Below are 15354 nucleotides of genomic sequence, written 5' to 3'. Positions count from 1 at the left end.
CATGTGACGGAGGTTCACCGCCCCGCCATGAAAAGTTACTTACCAGCCAGTAGACACGAGGGCGGACGATCTCCAGCCTGGTCACGTACATGCCAACATGTGATCGAGGAGCGTCCCCCATGCGCAGCACCCGTACCACGGCCGCCGCAGTGGCCGCAGCCGTACTGGCCCTGGTTCCCGCCACCGCCTCCCAGGCTGCCCCCGCCAAGCCGGTCGCCGCCGTCAGCGCCGTCACCGCCTCCGCGCCCGGCGGCAACGCGGCGATCCTGGGCATCGACTACGCCACCTGGCAGCGCGACGTCTCCGCCGTCATCGACGCGGCCCGCCCCGGGATCGAGCAGCGCATCGCCGCATCGCCGGCCGGTGAGAAGCCGGCGATCGTCCTCGACATCGACAACTCGTCGCTGGAGACGGACTTCCACTGGTTCTGGACCTTCCCGACCCCCGCGATCGCCCAGGTCCGCGAGCTGACCCGGTACGCGAACGACCGCGGGGTCGCGATCTTCTTCGTCACCGCCCGCCCGGGGATCGTGTACTCCCTCACCGAGCGCAACCTCAAGGCGGTCGGCTACCCCGTCTCGGGCCTCTACGTGCGCGATCTGCCCGCACTGTTCGGTGAGGTCAGCGCCTACAAGACGGCCAAGCGCGCGGAGATCGAGGCCCGCGGCTACACGATCATCGCCAACATCGGCAACAACCAGAGCGACCTGGTGGGCGGCCACGCCGAGCGCACCGTCAAGCTGCCCGACTACGGCGGCAAGCTCTCCTAGGCGAGCCGGGCGGCGATCGCGTTGACGGCGGCCCAGCCGAAGGCCATGGCGGGGCCGATCGTCGCGCCCGGCCCGGGGTAGGTCTCCCCCATCACCGCCGCCGAGCAGTTGCCGGAGGCGTAGAGGCCCGGGATCGGGGTGGAGTCCTCGCGGAGCACCCGGCCGTCGGTGTCGGTGACGAGGCCGCCCTTGGTGCCGATGTCCCCCGGGTGCACGGGGACCGCGTAGAAGGGGCCCTTCTCGATCGGCGCCAGGTTCGGGTTGGGCAGCGTCGGGTCGCCGTAGTAGCGGTCGTAGACGCTCTCCCCCCGCCCGAAGTCCTTGTCGGTGCCCACCTCCGCGAAGGAGTTGAAGCGGGCGATCGCGGCGGGCAGGCCGGGGGCCGAGATCTGCCGGGCCAGCTCCTCCACGGTGTCGGCCTTCTTCAGGAAGCCGCTCTCGAGCCACTTCTTGGGGAAGGGCTGCCCGGGGAAGAGGCCGGCGAAGATGTACCGGGCCTTGGAGCGGGCGTCCAGGATCAGCCAGGACGGCACGGTCGACGCCTCGGGCCGGTCGGCGGCGTACATCCGGTCCACGAACGCGTGGTACGGCAGGGCCTCGTTGGCGTAGCGCTCCCCCGCCTCGTTGACGATGACCATGCCGGGGATGCCCCGGTCGGCGACGAGGAAGAAGGGCTTCTCCCCCGGCGGGCACACCGACGGCGCGCCCCAGACCTTGTCCAGCAGGTCGGTGGCGGCCCCCAGTTCCTCACCGAGCTTCAGGGCGTCGCCGGTCTGGCCCTCCGCGGCGTGCGTCCAGGCCGTGGACGTGGGCGCGGGCAGGTGCTTCTCCCGCAGTGCCTGGTCGTGCGAGAACCCGCCCGAGGCCAGCACCACCCCGCCCCGCGCCGCTACGGTCACTTCGCGCCCGGCGCGCAGGACCCGTACGCCCGTCACCCGGCCGGCCGGGTCCGTGACCAGGCCGGTCAGGGGCGCCGACAGCCACAGTTCGCCGCCGAGGGCCTCCAGGGAGAGCCGCATGCGGGCGACGAGCGCCTCGCCGAGGGAGAGCAGCTTGCGGCCCGTGGCCAGCGCCTTGACCGCGCGCAGGCCGACCTTGAGGGAGGTCTTCTTGCCCGCCCAGGTCCGGCTGACCATGTTCAGGAAGCGGAAGTCGTACGAGGTCATGGTCAGCCCGTACGTGGGCAGTCCGGCCCGGCGCATGGAGGCGCCGAGCCCGCCGAGCCGTTTGAAGTCGACGATGCAGGGTTCGATGGAGCGGCCCTGCGCCATGCCGCCCTGGGCCTCGGGGAAGTAGTCCGAGTAGCCGGGGGTGTACATGAAGCGGATCTCGGTGCGGTCGTGGAACTCCTGGACCATGCGCGGCCCGTGGGTGAGGTACGCGTCCTTGCGCGCGGCCGGGACCCGGTCGCCGACGGTGGCGTCGAGGTAGGCGCGGGCCTTCTCGCGGGTGTCGGCGAGGCCGGCGCGGTCGAGGTGGAAGTTGCCGGGGACCCAGATCGCGCCGCCGGACAGGGCGGTGGAGCCCCCGTACATGTCGGTCTTCTCCACGACGAGGACGCTCAGGCCCCGCAGTCGGGCGGTGACGGCGGCGGCGAACCCGGCGGCGCCGGAGCCGACGACCACCACGTCGTAGGCGTGCTCGGTGGCGTGCTCGGCGGTCATCCGAAGGCTCCCGTGGCGTAGTCGCTGCGGTAGTAGAGGAGGGGTGATCCGCCGTCGCGGGCGCTCAGTTCGAGGACCCGGGCGGTGACGAGGTAGTGGTCGCCCGCCTCGTGGACCTCTTCGAGGGCGCAGTCGACGGTGGCGAGGGCCCCGCTGACGCGGACGGCTCCGTGGGCGGAGAGTTCCCAGTCGACGTCGGCGAACTTGTCCTCACCGCGGCGGCCGAGGGCCTCGCACACGGCGCGCTGCTCCTCGGCGAGGATGCTGACGCCGAAGCGGCCGGCGGCCCGGACCTTGGGCCAGCTGGAGGAGCCCTTGCCCACGCAGAGCAGGACCAGCGGCGGATCGAGGGAGAGGGAGGCGAAGGACTGGCAGGCCAGCCCGGCCGGGCGGCCGTCGTCCGCGACGGCCGCGACCACGGTGATGCCGGAGGCGAAGGCGCCGAGGACCTCGCGGAAGGCGGCGGGATCGACCGGGGCCGCCGGGTCGACCGCGTCGGCGGCGGGGCCGGTCAGCCGTTCCACTGGTGGCCCCAGAAGCTGTCCGCGGTGATCTCCTTCGCGGTCCAGGTGGCGGGGTCGACGAGCAGGCCGTCCCAGCCGCACTCGACCTGGAAGCCGCCGGGGGCCTGGGCGTAGAAGGAGACCATGTGGTCGTTGGAGTGCCGGCCGAGGGTGGAGGCGATGGGGATGCCCGCCGCGTTCATGCGGTCGAGGCAGTAGCCGACGTCGTCGAGGGTCTCCAGCTCGACCATGAAGTGCACGATGCCGGGCGGCAGCGCGCCGGGGTAGAGGCCGAGGCTGTGGTGGCGGCGGTTGGGGCTGAGGAAGTGCATCCAGTAGAAGTCCTGGCCGGGCTTGCCGGTGGGGACGGCGACCGGGGGCAGCCGCATCGAGTCGCGGAGCTGGAAGCCGAGGAGGTTCTCGTAGAAGTCGAGGGTGGCCTCGGTGTCGGCGGCGGGCAGGACGACGTGGCCGAGGCCGAGGCTGCCTTCGCGGCCGCCGGTGACGAACCGGTTGCCGTACCGGGCTGCGAGCGGGGTGTGGTCCTGGGCCTGGCCCCAGTAGATCTCCAGGGGGTTGCCGCTGGGGTCCTCGCAGTGGATGAGGCCCTGGACGCGGCGGTCGGCGAGGGTCTCGGCGTCGGCCTGCTTGACGGGGTGGCCGGCGCTCTCCAGCTCGGCGGCGGCGTCTTCGAGGGCGCGGGCGCCCGCGACCTCGAAACCGGCGGCGAGCAGCCGGTCCTGGGCCCCGGCGACGAACTGGAAGCGGTGCGTTCGGTCGTCGATGCGGACGCCCAGCCGCGTGTCCGTGGTGCCTGCGGCTTCGGCCATGCCGAGGATGTCGAGGACGTAGGTGCGCCAGGCGGCGAGGTCGGCGGTCTCGATGCGGAGGTAGCCGAGTGCGCGGATGTCCATGCGGAAACTCCTCGGTGGAATCGGTGCGGGGATCAGAACGGGGATCGATGCGCGGATCAGTGCCGGGATCGATACCGGGATCGATGTCGGGATCGATGCGGTTTCAGTGGAGGAAGAAGTCGGTGGCGAGGCGGTTGAACTCGTCGGCGGCCTCGGTCTGCGCCCAGTGCCCGCAGTGCGGGAAGACGTGCAGACGGGCGTCGGGGATGGTCTTCAGCGCGAGGAAGGCGCCGTCGACCGGGTTGACGCGGTCCTCGCGGCCCCAGGTCAGCAGGACGGGCCGGCTGATGCGGTGCGCTTCGCGCCAGAGCATGGCGGCCTCGGGCCACTTGGCGAAGGAGGCGCCCATGCGGGCGTTCCCGAGCCTGGCTTCGGGGTCGGTGGCCTGGGCGTAGCGCTCCTCGACGAGGGCGTCGGTGACGATCGCCGGGTCGTGGGCGAGGGTGGTGAGGAAGGTCCGCATCTGCTCGCGGGTGGGCTCGGGGTCGAGGCTGAACTCGAAGAGCCGCTTGATGCCTTCGGTGGGGTCGGCGGAGAAGAGGTTGAGCGAGATTCCGCCGGGGCCCATGAGCAGGAGCTTGTCGACGCGTCCGGGGTGGTCCAGGACGAGCCGGGTGGCGGTGCCTCCGCCGAGGGAATTGCCGATGAAGTTCGCCCGCTCGATGCCGAGTTCGTCCATGAGGGCGATGACGGCGTTCGCGCTGAAGCCGAAGTAGTCGCGGTCGGGTTCCGGCTTGTCGGAGCGGCCGTAGCAGGGCTGGTCGACGAGCAGGGTGCGGAACCGTGCGGCGAAGTGGGGCAGGTTGCCGCCGAAGTTGGACCAGCCGGAGGCGCCGGGCCCGCCGCCGTGCAGCATGATCACGACGGGGGTGCCGGATCCGTCGGGCCCGTCGACCGGGCCGGCCTCGTGGTAATGCAGGGTCATCCCGCCGGCCTTGGCGGTGCGGGAGGTGTTCTCGTACGTGAGGACCTGCGCGCTCACAGCATCGTGTCCTGGATGTCGAGGCCGAGGGCGCCCTGCCCGAACAGGACCAGGGCCCGCTCCGGGTCGTTGGCGGCGTGGCCGCGGCCGGTGTGGACGTCGCGCCAGGCGCGCTGGACGGGGTTGGGGCCGGTGCGCATGGCGCTGCCGCCCGCGTTCTCCATGAGGAGGTCGACGGCGGCGACGCAGCGCTCGGTGGCGAGGACCTGGTCGCGGCGGGCCCGGGTGCGCAGCGGTGTGGGGAGTTCCTCGCCGCGTTGGGCGAGGGCGTAGAGCTCCGAGACGTTGCGCTGGAGCTGGAGCCAGGAGGCGTCGATGTCGCTGGCGGCGCGGGCGATGCGGACCTGGGCGAAGGGGTCCTCGGCGACCTGCTGGCCGTAGGAGATGCGGAAGCGTTCGCGGGTCGCGGCGACGTAGTCCTCGTAGGCGCCTTCGGCGATGCCGACGATGGGGGTGGAGATGGTGGTGGTGAAGACGGAGGCGTAGGGGAGCCGGTAGAGCGGCTCGGGGTTGAGGCGGTGGCCGGGGACCTGGAGGGCGGTGACGGGGCCGAAGCTGAGGGCGCGGTGTTCTGGGACGAACACCTCCTCGACGACGATGTCGTTGGAGCCGGAGCCGCGCAGGCCGACGGTGTCCCAGACCTCGTCGACGCGGTACTGGGACCGCGGGATCAGGAAGGTCCGCATGTCGACGGGGCGGCCTTCGGCGTCGGTGACCAGTCCGCCGAGCAGGGCCCAGTCGGTGTGGTCGCAGCCGGAGGAGAAGTGCCAGCGGCCGCTGAGGGTGAAGCCTCCCCCAGACTCCGTCCGGGGGTGCCCCCGGTCGACCGGGGTGACCTTGCCGGTGGGGGCGTAGGAGGAGCAGATCCGCGTGTCGCGGTCCTGGCCCCAGACCTCTTCCTGGGCGCGGGGGTCGTAGAGGGCGACGTGCCAGGGGTGGACGCCGACGACGGAGGCGACCCAGCCGGTGGAGCCGCAGGCCTTGGCTATCTCCTTGACGGCGGCGTAGAAGAGGGCGGGGTCGGCGGCGTACCCGCCGTGGGCCTTGGGCTGGAGCAGCCGGAAGAAGCCGGTGTCGGCGAGTTCCTTGATGCTCGCCTCGGGGACTTTGCGCAGGCTTTCGGCCTCTGCGCTGCGCTCGCGGAGGGCGGGGGCGAGGGCGCGGACCGCTGCGAGGACCTCTTCGTCACTCATGGTGTCCCCTTCTCAGATCAAGGATCTTCGGGTGTTCGGGATCGATGGCGAGGAACGTACGCCGGGTGCTCCGGGCGCGGAACGAGCTGTTCCCGCTGAGCGGGAAGCTCGTCCGAGCTCTTCGGAACTCCCCCGGAACTCCCCCGGAACTCCTCGGAACGACTACTAGAAGTATTACTGAATGAAATAGACACCTCCGGGTGCTTCCCTCCGGCCGGGGGCGCGTGGCAGGGTCGCCCCAACGCCTCACGCAGGGGGTTTTGTCGTGCTTGACCAGTTCATGGAGCAGGTCGCGGAGACCGAGCTCGCACCGCTTTCGCTGCTGGAGAAGGCCGCGAAAGTGCTGGGCGCCTTCGAAGGTCCACAGCCGCGGCTGTCGCTCACCGAGGTCGTGCGCCGCTCCGGAATCCCACGTTCCTCCGCCCACCGGATCCTCGACCAGCTGGTGCAGTTGCGCTGGCTGGACCGCGAGGGCCGGGACTACCGCATGGGCATGCGGATGCTGGAGCTGGGCGCGCTCGCCTCCCACCACAACCGGCTGCGCCGGGCCGCGCTGCCGCTGCTGCACGCGCTGCACGAGCAGACGGGCCGGGTCGTGCACCTGTCGGTGCTCGACGGGGCCGAAGTGGTGTGCCTGGAGCGGATCGGCGGCTCGGAGGCCACCACGGTGCCCTCGCGGGTCGGCGGCAGGATGCCGGCGTACTGCACGGCCGCCGGGAAGGCGATCCTCGCGTTCAGCGATCCCGCCGCGGTGGAGCACGTCCTCGCGCAGGGGCTGCGCCCGCGCACCGCACGCACCCTGATCCGGCCGCTGGCGCTGCGTTCGGAGCTTGCGGCGGTCCGCGAGCGCGGGGTGGCGTACGACCGGGAGGAGAGCTTCCGGGGCATCTCCTGCGTGGCCGCTCCGCTGCGGGGCGCCGGGCGGGCCGTGGCGGCCGTGTCGGTGTCCTCCTGCCGGGGCGACCGGGAGACGGCCCGCCTCGCGCCGGCGGTACTGGCCTGCGCGCGGTCGGTGTGGCGGGAGCTGTACGGGCCGGGCCGGCCGGGGCGGGCGGCTGCCGCGCCGGCGCGGGACCTGGAACCGGCGGTCTCGGCGCAGGCGATGGACAACATGATGGGGTGGCTGCGGTTCAGCGAGTGGATGTAGTGGGTAGTGGTATCCCAACGCACGAGTGAACGACTACGGGCCCGACCCCTCGCCAGGGGGCCGGGCCCGCGGCCGTCGGCGCCGTTCAGCCGTCGTAGCTGACGCGGATGCGGTCGCCGAGCGGCAGGGCCTGGCAGGCCAGGACGTAGCCCTCGGCCAGGTCCTCGGGGGCCAGGACCTCGTTGCGGACCATCTTGACCTCGCCCTCCAGCACCCGGCAGCAGCAGGCGCTGCATGCACCTTCCCGGCAGGAGTACGGGGCGGGGACGCCCGCGGCGAGCAGCGCGGTCAGCAGGGGGGTCTGCCGTCCCCAGCCGACGGTGTGCCAGACCCCCTCGAACTCCACCTCGGCGGTCGCGCCGCCCGGGTCCGGGGCCGCCTCCGCCGGGTTCGCCTCCGCCGGGTCCGCCACCGCCGGGGCGAAGACGTCCCCGCTGAGGGAGAAGTACCGCTCCCGGTGGATGGACCGGCCCTGGCCGCCCGAGGCCCGCACCGCCGTCTCCGCCGCGTCCATCAGCGGAGCGGGTCCGCACAGGTAGGTCTCGCGGTGCGCGTACGGAGCCACGAGCGGGCCCAGCTGCGGGGCGGTCGGCAGTCCCTGGAGGGTTTCCAGCCAGTGCACGACGGTGAGCCGCCCGGGGTGTTCCTCGGCGAGCCCCCACAGTTCGTCGCGGAAGATCACCGAGCCGGGGTCGCGGTTGGCGTACACCAGCGCGACGTGGCCCCGGCCGGCCACGAGCGCCGACTTCGCGATCGACAGCACCGGGGTGATCCCACTGCCCCCCGCCACCAGCAGCAGGTCCCGGTCCAGGTCGGGCGGGGTGAAGGTACCGGCGGGGGGCAGGGTCTCCAGCTCGTCGCCGATGCGCACGTCCTGGCACAGCCAGCCGGAGCCGACGCCTCCGGGGACCCGTTTGACGGTGATGCGCAGCGGGTCCCCCGCGTGCGGTGAGCCGGCCAGGGAGTAGCAGCGGGCCTCGCCGCCCGGCACCCGGAGCGTGAGGAACTGTCCGGGGCGGTACGGGAGTTCCGCGTCGAGCACGAGGGAGACCGCCTCGGGGGTCTCCTGGATCCGGTCCGTGACGCGGACCGGCAGCCTGCCGCCGGCTCCGCCCGGGGCGGCAGCCGGGGCCGGGCTCCGTACCTCCGCGGCGCGGGACTTCGTACGACCATCGGTGTCAGACATCGGCCGGCACCTCCAGGCGGCCCGCCAGGACGGCGGCCTCGATGCCCGCGCGCAGGGCCTCGCAGGAGCGGACGCGGGCGCTGGGCCGGCCCGCCGCGACCTCGGCCGCGATGCGCGGGCAGACCGCTCCGGCCTCCTCGGTCCACTGGACCTGGGTGTGGGCGGAGCTGAACTTCTCGCACAGCACCTGGGTGCCGCACTCCCCGCACGCGACGGGGGTCATCACGGGGTCCCGGCCGCGCGGCGGGCGAGGTTCTCGGCGACCTCGGCCTTCCAGGCGGCGGTGGCGCGGGCGGTGTCGATCTCGAACTCGAAGCGGCGGACCATCTCGTCCTTGACGTCGGCGGCGTCCACGTAGAACTGCTCGTACCAGCGGCGGAGCTGGTAGACGGGGCCGTCCTCCTCGGTGAGGAGGGGGTTGTCGATGCGCGTCTTGTTCTTCCAGATCTCGACGTCCTGCTCGAAGCCGACGGCGAGGCCCTCGGAGGTGAGGCGGGCGGCATCGGCGGCCTGTTCGTCGCTCATTCCGGGGAGCTTCTTGACGATGGTCCCGTACATGAGCATGAAGCTGTTCCCGTCGATCGGGTAATGGCAGTTGATGAGGACCGATTCGAGTTCGACGCCGCCGCCGATGTCGCTCCACAGCTTGTCGATCATGTACGAGGGGCCGTAGTACGAAGCGTCCGAGCGCAGGCCGCCGCCGGTGGAGAGGGTGCCGAGGTCCACGTCGCCGCGCGGGGTGGACTCCATGTACTGGGTGGCGACGTGACCGTCGAAGACGTTCTTGAAGTAGTGCGGGAAGGCGTAGTGCACGTAGTAGAAGTGCGCCATGTCGACGACGTTGTCGACGATCTCGCGGCAGTTGGAGTTCTCGACGCGCAGGAAGTTCCAGCTCCAGTCGCTCCACTCGGGGTCGCCGACGCCCTCGATGACGGGGATCGTGACCTCGGGCGGCGGCGGGTTGCCCTCCGGGTCGTGCCAGACGTAGAGCTGGCCGCTCTGTTCCAGGGAGGGCCAGGCTCGGGTCCTGGCGCGCGGCGGGACCCGCCGGGCGTAGGGGATGGCGGCGCAGCGGCCGTCTCCGGACCAGCGCCAGTCGTGGAAGGGGCAGGCGACGGCGTCGCCCTTGACGGTGCCGTGGGCGAGGTTGCCGCCCATGTGGGGGCAGTAGGCGTTCAGGACGCTCAGCTCGCCGGAGTCGGCCCCCTGGAAGACGACGAGCTTGGTCCCGAAGGCCTGGATCTCGTGCGGGGTTCCGTCCTTGAAGGAGGCGGCGAGTCCCAGGCAGTGCCAGCCGCGGGCGAACCTCACGGGCACGGCGGCGGCTTCGATGACGCGGGGCTCTTCTTCGATTGCGGTCACGGGGTGGCCCTCCACTTCGTTGTGGGTGTGCTGCGCGGGGATGGTGGGTGACTAGCGGGCTTCGGCGGCGAGTTCGACGGCGATGTCGATGAGCTGGTCTTCCTGGCCGCCGACGAGGCGGCGTTCGCCCGCGCGCAGGAGGATCTGCGCGCCGGAGACCCCGTAGCGTTCGGCCTGGCGGTAGGCGTGCTTGAGGAAGCTGGAGTAGACGCCGGCGTGGCCCATGAGCAGGGCCATGCGGTCGAGGGTGCACTCGTCGTCCATGACGGGGCGGACCACGTCCTCGGCCGCGTCGATGATCTTCAGGACGTCGATGCCGGTGCGGATGCCCATCTTCCGGCAGACGGCGGCGAAGGCCTCGACCGGCGTGTTCCCGGCTCCCGCGCCGAGGCGCCGGGTGGAGCCGTCGATCTGGAGCGCGCCGGCGCGGACGGCGGCGACCGAATTGCCCACGCCCAGGCCGAGGTTCTCGTGGCCGTGGAAGCCGACCTGGGCGTCGTCGCCGAGCTCGGCGACGAGCGCCGCGACCCGGTCGGTGACCTCGTCCATGACCATGGCGCCGGCCGAGTCGACCACGTACACGCACTGGCAGCCGGCGTCGGCCATGATCCGTGCCTGCCGGGCCAGGTTCTCGGGGGTGGTGGAGTGGGCCATCATCAGGAAGCCGACGGTCTCCAGGCCCATCTCGCGGGCGAGCCCGAAGTGCTGGACCGAGATGTCGGCCTCGGTGCAGTGGGTGGCGATCCGGCAGATCCGGCCGCCGTTGCCGTGGGCGGCGCGGATGTCGTCCTTCACGCCGAGGCCCGGAAGCATCAGGAAGGCGATCTTCGCGTGGCGCGCCGTCTCGGCGGCGATCTTGATGAGCTCCTGCTCGGGGGTCTTCGAGAAGCCGTAGTTGAAGGAGGACCCGCCGAGTCCGTCGCCGTGCGTGACCTCGATGACGGGGACCCCCGCACCGTCGAGGGCGGAGACGATCGACCGTACGTCCTCGCCCGTGAACTGGTGGCGCTTGGCGTGCGAGCCGTCGCGCAGGGAGGAGTCGGTGATCCGGATGTCGAGGGTGTCGGAGTAGCGCGAGCGGCTCGGGCGGTCCGTCATGTCTGCAGTCCCTTCGCGAACTCCTCGCCGACCTTGGTGGCGGCGGCGGTCATGATGTCGAGGTTTCCGGCGTAGGGCGGCAGGTAGTCGCCTGCGCCCTCCACCTCCAGGAAGATCGCGACCCGGGCCATGCCGCCGCCCAGCGGGGAGGGGTCGTCGAACTGCGGCTCGGTGCGCAGCCGGTAGCCGGGTACGTACGAGGCCACGTCCTCGGCGACCTGTTTGACGGAGGCCGCGATGGCCTCGCGGTCGGCGTCGGCGGGGATCGCGCAGAAGACGGTGTCGCGCATGATGACCGGTGGATCGGCGGGGTTGAGGATGATGATGGCCTTGCCGCGGGCGGCGCCGCCGATCTCCTCGATGCCCCGGGAGGTGGTACGGGTGAACTCGTCGATGTTGGCGCGGGTGCCCGGGCCGGCCGAGACGGAGGCCACCGAGGCGACGATCTCCGCGTAGGCGACGGGGACCACGCGGGAGACGGCGTACACCATGGGGATGGTGGCCTGGCCGCCGCAGGTGATCATGTTGACGTTGGCCCGGTCGAGGTGGGCGGTCAGGTTCGCGGGCGGGACGACCGCGGGACCGACGGCGGCGGGGGTCAGGTCGACGGCCTTGATGCCGAGTTCGGCGTAGCGCGGGGCGTTGGAGCGGTGCACGTAGGCGGAGGTGGCCTCGAAGACCAGGTCCGGCAGCTCGTCCTGGGCCAGCAGCCAGTCCACGCCCGCGTGGGAGGCTTCGAGTCCGGCGCGGCGGGCGCGGGCCAGGCCCTCGCTGGCGGGGTCCACGCCGATCATCCAGCGGGGTTCTATGTGCGGGGAGCGCAGGAGCTTGTAGAGCAGGTCGGTCCCGATGTTCCCGGAGCCGACGATGGCGGCGGTCGCTTTCGCGGTCGTCTTCGTGCTGATGGTGATCACCTCAGGAGAAGGAGAGGGACACCGGGCCGAGCCCGGTGAAATCGGCGGTGTACGTCCGCCCGGCGGCCACGTCCACGGCGCGGGTGCAGGACCCGGGCAGGATGAGGTGGCCCATGCGGAGCCGGACCCCGAAGCGGGCGACGGTACGGGCCAGCCAGGCGACGGAGGCTGCCGGATCGCCGAGCACGGCGTCGCTGCGGCCGCTCGCCAGGGTGTCGGATCCGCTGGTCAGGGTGGCGTCGACGGCCTTCAGGTCCAGCTCGCGCGGGTCGCGGCCCTCGCCGATGACGTATCCGGCGGAGGAGGCGTTGTCGGCGATGGTGTCGGCGATGGCGATCCGCCAGTCGGCGATCCGGCTGTCGATGAGCTCCAGGGCCGGGACGACCCGCTCGGTGGCGGCCAGGACGTCGGCGACGGTGCAGCCCTCGCCGGGGAGGTCGGCGCCGAGCACGAAGCCGACCTCGACCTCGACGCGCGGCGCGCAGTACGCGGCCGCGGGCACCGGGGTGTCCTCGTACAGCTCCATGGAGTGCAGCAGGTGCCCGTAGTCGGGTTCATCGACGCCCATCATGGCCTGCATGACGGGGGACGACAGCCCGACCTTGTGCCCGGTGACGCGGTCGCCGGCCGCGAGGCGGTGGCGGATGTTGAGGAGCTGGATCTCGTAGGCGTCCTCGGTGCCGATGCCCTCGTACAGCTCGGTCAGCGGCGGTACGGGCGCCCGGCGCAGCTCCGCCCCGCGCAGCCGTGCGGCGGCCTCGCGCCGGAGGGGGTCGTTCAGCATGGGGCCTCCCGGCTGAGGTGGTGTGTGGTGCGGCAGACGGTAGGGCGGGGCCGGGGGTGGACGGGAGGTCCCGTTCCCGCTGAGCGGGAAGGGGTTCGGGCCGGGACCCTCTCGGGTCCCGGCCGAGGGGAGGGACTACCGGGGGTACCAGGCCACCCCCGCGAAGGTTCCCCCGAGCGTGGCGAGCACGGTGAGGAGGCGGTACGGGATCCGTTCGACGGTCAGGGGAGGACTTGGGGATGTCCTCCTCGGACATCGTGAAGTGGCTCAAGGAGGCCGAGCCCGGGGCCGCGGTGGACGCCAGCAGGCTCTCCCGCTTCCTGAGCGGCGCCGACCTGCCGAGGCCCTCGCTGCTCCCGGCCCTGTACCGGCTCCTGGCCACCCGGCAGGCCGTGGATCCGGACAGGATGGCGCAGGGGTGGAACCTGCTCTACACCGCCGCCCGGACCAAGGGTCCGCTGGTGGCGCGCGAGTACAAGGAGGAGGCCTCCCGGATCGCGCTGGAGGAGCACCGCGTGCAGACCGCACGCGATCCGGCCGCCCTGCGCGAGCAGCTCGAACGGGGGCGTGAGCACCGCGACCGGCTCGAAGGGAGCCTCGCCGACGCGTTCGCCCGGGCGGACGGCACCCATCAGCAGGTGCAGGAGCTGGAGGAGCAGCTGGGCCGGGTCGGGCACCGCCTCGACGAGCTGGAGGACCTGGTGCGCCAGCACGAATCCGAGCTGCGCCTCCTCCAAGGGGATGCCGAGCGTGGTGCGCAGGCCCAGCGGGAGACCAGCTCGGAGATCGAGGTGTGGCGGGGCAGCGCACCGACCCCCTGGACGGGCGACCCGCCGGCGGTGGCGCGCGCCGTTGCCGCGCTCCGGGACGAGGGTGCGGACGAGCAGGCCGACCACCTGCTCGCGCTCGCGGCGAGGGACCTGCCCGTGTCGCTCCTGCCCGAGCTGTACGACGCTTTCGAGGAGATCGGCCGTCTGCAGCCCCGGCCTTCCGGGTGGGCTTCGTGTCCACGGCCGGGAGGTGCCCGCGGCCGGGGACATCACGTGGAATCCCGCGCTCTCGGCTCCCCGGCGGCGCTGGTTCCGCTTCTGACCCCGCGGCCGCGGACGGCCGGTCCGTCGCTACCGCGCCCCGTACACCGGCTGGGGCGGCTCCGACTCCGCCAGGAGCTTCGTCGTCGCCTCGCCCGCCTCCGACGGAGTCCACCGCGTTCCGCAGTCCGCCGTAGGACCCGGTCGCCAGCCCTCCATCACCGTGATGCGGCCGCCCTCCGCCTCGAAGACGCGGCCCGTGACCCCGGCCGAGGCGTCGGAGCCGAGCCAGACCACCAGCGGGGACACGTTCTCGGGGGCCATCGCGTCGAAGGCCCCGGCTTCCGGGGCGGCCATGGTGTCCGCGAAGGTCTGCTCCGTCATCCGGGTCCGCGCCGCGGGGGCGATCGCGTTGACCTGGACCCCGTAGCGGCCCATCTCCGCGGCCGACACCAGGGTCAGCCCGAGGATTCCGGCCTTGGCCGCGCTGTAGTTGCCCTGGCCCACGGACCCGAGGAGCCCCGCCCCCGAGGAGGTGTTCACGACCCGCGCGGCCACCTGGCGGCCTTCCTTCGCCTCGGCCCGCCAGTAGGCCGCCGCGTGCTTCAGCGGCAGGAAGTGCCCCTTCAGGTGGACCCGCATCACGGCGTCCCAGTCGTCCTCGTCCAGGTTCACGAGCATCCGGTCGCGCAGGAACCCGGCGTTGTTGACCAGGGTGTCCAGTCGCCCGAAGGTCGAGACGGCCGTCTCGACCAGTGACGCCGCGCCTTCCGTCGTGGCGATGTCGCCGCCGTGCGCCACCGCTTCCCCGCCCTTCGCCCGGATCTCGGCGACGACGAGCGCCGCCGGGCTCTCCGGCCCGGGGAGCCCGTCCAGGCCGACGCCGAGGTCGTTGACCACGACCCGCGCCCCCTCCTCGGCGAAGGCCAGCGCGTGGGCGCGGCCCAGCCCCCGTCCGGCGCCCGTCACGATGACCACACGGCCTTCGGCAAGTCCCATGTCAGCTCTCCTTGTTCGCAGTTGCCGCATCCAAAAACGCCGGCCGTTCGCCGCCCCCGTGCACGAGCAGGCTCGCCCCGCTCACGTAGCCCGCCCGGCCGGAGGCCAGGAAGACGGCCGCTTCGCCCACGTCCGAGGGTTCCGCCAGCCGTCCCAGCGGTACGGTCGCGCCGACGGCCGCGATCCCGCTCTCGTCGCCGTAGTGCAGGTGCGACAGCTCGGTCCGCACCATGCCCAGGACCAGCGAGTTGACCCGTACCTCGGGGGCCCATTCCACGGCCATGGAGCGGGCCAGGTTCTCCAGGCCCGCCTTCGCCGCCCCGTAGGCCGCGGTGCCCGGCGAGGGCCGGGTCCCGCTGACGCTGCCGATCATGACGATCGAGCCCCGGCTCTCCCGGAGCCAGGGGTACGCGGCGACCGAGGCGGTCATCGGGGCGATCAGGTTGAGCTCGACGACGCGCGCGTGGCGCTCGGCCTCGCCCTCCCCCAGCAGTCGGTACGGGGTTCCGCCGGCGTTGTTGACCAGGCAGTCGAGCCGCCCGTGGCGCCGGGCGACGGCGCCGAAGAAGTCCTGCACGGCGGCCGGATTGCGCAGGTCGACGGCGGTGAAGGACGCCGAGCGGCCCTCCACCGCCACCGGTTCCTCCGGCGGCCGGCGCGCGCAGACGACGACCTCGGCCCCCGCCGCGAGGAACGACCGCGCGATCCCGGCGCCGACGCCCCGGGTTCCGCCGGTGACGACGACAACCCTCCCGTTGAGCTCCATCGGCTGCTACCTTCCTCACCTAACAAATGTTTGGTGGAAAG

The 15354-nt window shown here is 72.4% G+C and carries 16 protein-coding genes; 2 read left to right on the top strand and 14 right to left on the bottom strand.

Annotation, left to right across the window (positions count from 1 at the left end):
• Positions 1 to 119 precede the first annotated feature (119 nt).
• A complete protein-coding gene (locus tag ACE1OC_RS30190) occupies positions 120 to 770 on the top strand; it encodes an HAD family acid phosphatase (RefSeq protein ID WP_407839668.1) in 651 nt (216 codons plus the stop codon).
• Here the strand turns inward: ACE1OC_RS30190 and ACE1OC_RS30185 are convergent.
• The 5 genes from ACE1OC_RS30185 to hsaA form a co-directional block, all read right to left on the bottom strand.
• The gene (locus ACE1OC_RS30185; RefSeq protein WP_407839667.1) at positions 767 to 2434 is read right to left on the bottom strand and encodes an FAD-dependent oxidoreductase; all 1668 of its coding nucleotides are present in this window, start codon (positions 2432 to 2434) and stop codon (positions 767 to 769) included. The genes ACE1OC_RS30190 and ACE1OC_RS30185 overlap by 4 nt on opposite strands.
• A complete protein-coding gene (locus ACE1OC_RS30180) occupies positions 2431 to 2958 on the bottom strand; it encodes a flavin reductase family protein (protein ID WP_407839666.1) in 528 nt (175 codons plus the stop codon). The genes ACE1OC_RS30185 and ACE1OC_RS30180 overlap by 4 nt, the downstream gene beginning before the upstream one ends.
• Positions 2946 to 3851, bottom strand: coding sequence for a VOC family protein (locus tag ACE1OC_RS30175; protein WP_407839665.1), 906 nt, complete (start codon positions 3849 to 3851; stop codon positions 2946 to 2948). Before ACE1OC_RS30175 ends, ACE1OC_RS30180 begins: the two co-directional genes overlap by 13 nt.
• Positions 3852 to 3954: 103 nt before the next feature.
• The gene (gene hsaD / locus ACE1OC_RS30170) at positions 3955 to 4833 is read right to left on the bottom strand and encodes a 4,5:9,10-diseco-3-hydroxy-5,9,17-trioxoandrosta-1(10),2-diene-4-oate hydrolase (RefSeq protein WP_407839664.1); all 879 of its coding nucleotides are present in this window, start codon (positions 4831 to 4833) and stop codon (positions 3955 to 3957) included.
• Complete coding sequence (gene hsaA / locus ACE1OC_RS30165; RefSeq protein ID WP_407839663.1) at positions 4830 to 6026, bottom strand: 3-hydroxy-9,10-secoandrosta-1,3,5(10)-triene-9,17-dione monooxygenase oxygenase subunit; 1197 nt, start codon at positions 6024 to 6026, stop codon at positions 4830 to 4832. The genes hsaD and hsaA overlap by 4 nt, the downstream gene beginning before the upstream one ends.
• A gap of 265 nt (positions 6027 to 6291) precedes the next feature.
• On the opposite strand from hsaA, the gene ACE1OC_RS30160 reads away from it, so the two are divergent.
• Positions 6292 to 7173 (top strand): IclR family transcriptional regulator, encoded by an 882-nt coding sequence (locus ACE1OC_RS30160; protein WP_351375604.1) that lies wholly within the window; start codon positions 6292 to 6294, stop codon positions 7171 to 7173.
• Between the two features lie 85 nt (positions 7174 to 7258).
• Here ACE1OC_RS30160 and ACE1OC_RS30155 read toward each other — a convergent pair whose 3' ends face one another.
• The 9 genes from ACE1OC_RS30155 to ACE1OC_RS30115 form a co-directional block, all read right to left on the bottom strand.
• On the bottom strand, positions 7259 to 8359 hold the full coding sequence (locus ACE1OC_RS30155) for a 2Fe-2S iron-sulfur cluster-binding protein (protein WP_407839662.1): 1101 nt from the start codon (positions 8357 to 8359) through the stop codon (positions 7259 to 7261).
• Positions 8352 to 8582 carry a hypothetical protein gene (locus ACE1OC_RS30150; protein ID WP_407839661.1) on the bottom strand — a complete coding sequence of 77 codons (231 nt, stop codon included), beginning with the start codon at positions 8580 to 8582 and terminating at the stop codon, positions 8352 to 8354. Before ACE1OC_RS30150 ends, ACE1OC_RS30155 begins: the two co-directional genes overlap by 8 nt.
• Positions 8582 to 9721 (bottom strand): Rieske 2Fe-2S domain-containing protein, encoded by a 1140-nt coding sequence (locus ACE1OC_RS30145; RefSeq protein ID WP_407839660.1) that lies wholly within the window; start codon positions 9719 to 9721, stop codon positions 8582 to 8584. Before ACE1OC_RS30145 ends, ACE1OC_RS30150 begins: the two co-directional genes overlap by 1 nt.
• A gap of 51 nt (positions 9722 to 9772) precedes the next feature.
• Positions 9773 to 10819 (bottom strand): 4-hydroxy-2-oxovalerate aldolase, encoded by a 1047-nt coding sequence (gene dmpG, locus ACE1OC_RS30140; protein ID WP_407839658.1) that lies wholly within the window; start codon positions 10817 to 10819, stop codon positions 9773 to 9775.
• Positions 10816 to 11733 carry an acetaldehyde dehydrogenase (acetylating) gene (locus ACE1OC_RS30135; protein WP_407839657.1) on the bottom strand — a complete coding sequence of 306 codons (918 nt, stop codon included), beginning with the start codon at positions 11731 to 11733 and terminating at the stop codon, positions 10816 to 10818. Before ACE1OC_RS30135 ends, dmpG begins: the two co-directional genes overlap by 4 nt.
• A gap of 1 nt (position 11734) precedes the next feature.
• Positions 11735 to 12517 carry a 2-keto-4-pentenoate hydratase gene (locus ACE1OC_RS30130; protein ID WP_407839656.1) on the bottom strand — a complete coding sequence of 261 codons (783 nt, stop codon included), beginning with the start codon at positions 12515 to 12517 and terminating at the stop codon, positions 11735 to 11737.
• A 221-nt stretch (positions 12518 to 12738) separates the two neighbouring features.
• On the bottom strand, positions 12739 to 13557 hold the full coding sequence (locus tag ACE1OC_RS30125) for a hypothetical protein (RefSeq protein ID WP_407839655.1): 819 nt from the start codon (positions 13555 to 13557) through the stop codon (positions 12739 to 12741).
• An 81-nt stretch (positions 13558 to 13638) separates the two neighbouring features.
• On the bottom strand, positions 13639 to 14547 hold the full coding sequence (locus ACE1OC_RS30120) for an SDR family oxidoreductase (protein ID WP_407839654.1): 909 nt from the start codon (positions 14545 to 14547) through the stop codon (positions 13639 to 13641).
• A 1-nt stretch (position 14548) separates the two neighbouring features.
• Complete coding sequence (locus ACE1OC_RS30115; protein ID WP_351437070.1) at positions 14549 to 15313, bottom strand: SDR family oxidoreductase; 765 nt, start codon at positions 15311 to 15313, stop codon at positions 14549 to 14551.
• Between the last annotated feature and the right edge of the window lie 41 nt (positions 15314 to 15354).

The sequence above is a fragment of the Streptomyces stoeckheimensis genome, from assembly GCF_045822005.1.
GTDB lineage: Bacteria > Actinomycetota > Actinomycetes > Streptomycetales > Streptomycetaceae > Streptomyces > Streptomyces stoeckheimensis.
Note: the sequence above shows the minus strand (reverse complement) of the source record. Positions and strands in the feature narration are given on the sequence as shown.

Coding starts and splice junctions, on each gene's coding strand:
- ACE1OC_RS30155 (WP_407839662.1), bottom strand. CDS start 8,359: ATGTCTGACACCGATGGTCGTACGAAGTCCCGCGCCGCGGAGGTACGG.
- hsaA (WP_407839663.1), bottom strand. CDS start 6,026: ATGAGTGACGAAGAGGTCCTCGCAGCGGTCCGCGCCCTCGCCCCCGCC.
- ACE1OC_RS30115 (WP_351437070.1), bottom strand. CDS start 15,313: ATGGAGCTCAACGGGAGGGTTGTCGTCGTCACCGGCGGAACCCGGGGC.
- ACE1OC_RS30190 (WP_407839668.1), top strand. CDS start 120: ATGCGCAGCACCCGTACCACGGCCGCCGCAGTGGCCGCAGCCGTACTG.
- ACE1OC_RS30125 (WP_407839655.1), bottom strand. CDS start 13,557: ATGTCCCCGGCCGCGGGCACCTCCCGGCCGTGGACACGAAGCCCACCC.
- ACE1OC_RS30150 (WP_407839661.1), bottom strand. CDS start 8,582: ATGACCCCCGTCGCGTGCGGGGAGTGCGGCACCCAGGTGCTGTGCGAG.
- ACE1OC_RS30185 (WP_407839667.1), bottom strand. CDS start 2,434: ATGACCGCCGAGCACGCCACCGAGCACGCCTACGACGTGGTGGTCGTC.
- ACE1OC_RS30130 (WP_407839656.1), bottom strand. CDS start 12,517: ATGCTGAACGACCCCCTCCGGCGCGAGGCCGCCGCACGGCTGCGCGGG.
- dmpG (WP_407839658.1), bottom strand. CDS start 10,819: ATGACGGACCGCCCGAGCCGCTCGCGCTACTCCGACACCCTCGACATC.
- ACE1OC_RS30120 (WP_407839654.1), bottom strand. CDS start 14,547: ATGGGACTTGCCGAAGGCCGTGTGGTCATCGTGACGGGCGCCGGACGG.
- ACE1OC_RS30175 (WP_407839665.1), bottom strand. CDS start 3,851: ATGGACATCCGCGCACTCGGCTACCTCCGCATCGAGACCGCCGACCTC.